2 protein-coding genes and 1 pseudogene are annotated in these 3,449 nt (G+C 33.1%); 2 read left to right on the forward strand and 1 reads right to left on the reverse strand.

The genetic code is table 11. The features are described from left to right. Positions 1–356 precede the first annotated feature (356 nt). Positions 357–1,264 (forward strand): annotated as a pseudogene (locus JR053_RS05165) (IS5 family transposase). Between the two features lie 93 nt (positions 1,265–1,357). Here the strand turns inward: JR053_RS05165 and odhB are convergent. Further along, entirely contained in the window at positions 1,358–2,530 is a 1,173-nt protein-coding gene (gene odhB / locus JR053_RS05170) for a 2-oxoglutarate dehydrogenase complex dihydrolipoyllysine-residue succinyltransferase (protein WP_010401316.1), read from the reverse strand. 151 nt (positions 2,531–2,681) lie between these two features. Here odhB and JR053_RS05175 point away from each other — a divergent pair, with 151 nt between their 5' ends. Beyond that, positions 2,682–3,338, forward strand: coding sequence for a hypothetical protein (locus JR053_RS05175; protein WP_416603786.1), 657 nt, complete (start codon positions 2,682–2,684; stop codon positions 3,336–3,338). Positions 3,339–3,449: the final 111 nt, after the last annotated feature.

The raw sequence follows: 3,449 nt of genomic DNA on the forward strand, positions 1-3,449 counted from the left end.
AACCTTTTTTGATAGTATGCATATTGCTTATCAGAAAAATATTGATAGCATTAAACAGGATGCTGATTTTGGTTTTGACTTTGTTAATTCTTCTGTCAGTTAATTCATGCCTGTCAGATCAAGTCTAAACTATTACATATAGGAAAAAGTGGAACAGAAGGAACAGAAGACATAAAAATAAAGGCCTTTTCTCTTATTGGAATTAAAGTTCTTCAAGAAGCAATATTCAGCATTGGTAGTAGTTATAATAGAGCAGAGCTGGCTTTGTTGCATAGCGAGTAGAGATGGGAGAAAAAAAGGGAGAAAATCTAAAGAAAGTGGTTACTCTATTAAGAAATGAACATTTTGTAGAGTATATGCCACAGAAGATGAAAGTCAGTAGTCATAAAGAGTATAATCAATTTTTAGAAAAAAGAGGAAATGTCTTTCATTTTATCGATGAAGCTATAGAAAACTGGTACGAAAGTTCAGAAAAAATTCCTGGAGATTTATAGCGATAAGGTTGTTATTGCAGTACATATAGTTGTTAATCTATTTAGAATAGGCTTAAGGCAAGCAGTTGGATTTATAAAAGGATATTTACAAAGTATAGTGAAGAATCTCCAAGTATTCACAAGCTTCTCGTCAAACTTAATTTGAAATTATGTGACCACAGAACAGATAAAAATGACATAGAGAATATTGAAATTGCTATAGATAGTACTGTAATCCATATTTATAGTAACAGTACTCAACATAACAAAGATAACGCCAAGATAAGGAAGTATAATGGTACAGATCAAATAAGAAAGCTACATGTTGCTTTGGACGAAAACAGCAAAAAGGCAATAGCAATTCGATATACTAATTTTCTTTCACATGATAGCATCTAAAATACTAAAGGAAATGGGTGATATCTATAAGATTAAGTCTCTGCGTGCAGATGGAGCTTATGATACAGATAATTTATATAAGTTGTGCAATCAATACAATTTGAAACCCATCATAAAGCCAAGAAAAAATCTGCAGCAATATAGATTATCTATCAGAAAGAAACAACAACATTAGTATAAGGAAAACTTACAATTTAACCCACTGGAAAAAGAAGACAAGGTATGAAATACGTTCACGTATCGAGAGTTTTTTCCTGAGGCTCAAAAAAACATTTGGATTTAGTTTTAAGAATAAATCTGAGGTAAATCGCTCTCAAGAGGTGCTTTTAAAATGCTATTTGATTAATAACTTTACTGATATAGGTATGCCTATTTTCAAATTTGCCTCGTAAATTCCTTTCATTACTCCTCCTCATTCCTTGCCATTCAACAAAGCCACCCATCTTGAAAACTTCAGAAAAACTTACTTGTCGCTTTTAACCTGCTTAAATTTCCAAAACCAATCTATTTGGATCTTCTATGTAATTTTTGATTTTCACAAGGAAAGTAACTGCTCCTTTGCCATCAACTATTCTGTGATCGTAAGAGAGGGCAATGTACATCATAGGTCTGATTTCAATTGAGTTACTCACAGCAACTGGCCTGTTTTGTATAGTATGCATTCCAAGTATTCCAGATTGTGGAGGGTTTATTATCGGAGTAGAAAGAAGTGAACCGTATACGCCACCGTTTGAGATAGTAAATGTTGCACCTTCCATTTCCGATACTTGCAGCTTACCTTCTCGTGCTTTTTTGCCAAGGGCAACTAAAGTTAGTTCAATTTCAGCAAATGACATTTGATCAGCATCACGAATAACTGGTACAACAAGACCTTTGTCAGTGCCAACAGCAACACCTATGTCATAGTAATTTTTATATACAATTTCATCACCTGAAATCTCAGCGTTAATCTCACGAATTTCTTTTAGTGCTTGCACTGCTGCCTTTATAAAAAACGACATGAAACCCAGTTTTATTCCATATTTCTTTTCAAAAGTTTCTTTATACTTTGCCCTCAGATCCATGACGTTTTTCATGTCAATTTCATTGAACGTGGTCAGTATTGCAGCAGTATTTTGCGATGCTTTCAAACGAGCAGCTATTACTTGCCTTATTTTGCTCATTTTCACTCGCTCTTCTCTTCTCTCTCCACTTACTACACTTTTTGGCGATTCATATTGTTTTACCGGAGGTTGTTCAGCTTTACTCATATGGTCTATCACATCCGCTTTAGTTATTCTGCCTCCCATGCCAGTTCCTTTTACATTTTCTGCACTAATTGCATTTTCTTCCATAATTTTACGAGCTGAAGGGGCATCTTTTTTATCAGCGCTTTCGCCTTTATCTTCTTTTTTCACTTCTTCTTTTACTTCTCCTACAGCAAGTTTTGCCAGTAATTGATCAGGGCTAATTACATCATCTTCTTTCACAAAAAATTCAGTTATTTGTCCTGAAGCTTCTGCAGTTAGTTCTAGCGCCGTTTTATCAGTTTCAATTTCAAAGATCAAGTCATCTACTTTTACTGCTTCGCCGATATTTTTCTTTATTTTTACTATACCTTCCGTAACTGATTCACCACCAAGAGTTTTTGGCGCTCTGATTTCTATAATTTTGCTCATAAAATAACTTCTACATAAAACTTTCTATAAATTTATACATGAAAAGAAACATAAATAAACTAATAAATTCATTAGGCCTTTTATCATAATGCTTGATTATTTCCTCCTAATACATGCAAAATTAAAATACTAAGTAAATTGAAATAAGATTATGGATTTTGATAAGGCAGGCAATGCAGAAGACTTATATAACGAAAAACTTCAACTGATATGTAAGACTTATAACAGAGAATTACTATCAAATCAAAGAGTTGTTGATGGCATCAATTCAATGGATTACAGTAAGCTTAAAATCTTATGCAAGTATCATAATAAGTTTAGTCACAAAGGTATTGAAGAAGTACTATTAGATGAGAGCATTGTTAATCACATCAACGATTATGATGATGAAATGTTTAGGTCCATGCTAAATGATGCACCTGCGGAGCACAATATTCTAGAAATACTAAAAGGTGGGAAGGTTTGCAATATCAACAATGAATTCGAAAGTAGTGATAGTGAGGAGAATGAAGAAGATTATGGATATTATGATTACGAGGAAGATGAAAAAAATGATCCGAATAACTTCGCTAAAGAAGCACTAGGAAATAAAGGAATTAATGAAAAACATGTTGATGATGTTCAGTTTTGCAACGATGCAGATGTGGGAATACCACTAGAAAATCAAAATGCTATTAGGAATATCCGTTTTATTCAATGGATGATAGTTGAGAGTGATGGTAAGCTTAGTGAGCAAAATGTTACAGAATTACTAAAAGATTCGAGTTCTATTGATCGAATTAACTGTAATAGTTTAGACTTGATCTGACAAGCAAACAAAGTAAGATAAAAATATAGACAAGTTTTAAAGGAGTGTCAGATATGAATACAACACAAGAAAAAATACTAAAACCAAAGTTGGGATTGCTAGAACTTGCAA

Source organism: Wolbachia endosymbiont of Nasonia vitripennis (genome assembly GCF_048054115.1).
GTDB lineage: Bacteria > Pseudomonadota > Alphaproteobacteria > Rickettsiales > Anaplasmataceae > Wolbachia.

Coding starts and splice junctions, on each gene's coding strand:
- odhB (WP_010401316.1), bottom strand. CDS start 2,530: ATGAGCAAAATTATAGAAATCAGAGCGCCAAAAACTCTTGGTGGTGAA.
- JR053_RS05175 (WP_416603786.1), top strand. CDS start 2,682: ATGGATTTTGATAAGGCAGGCAATGCAGAAGACTTATATAACGAAAAA.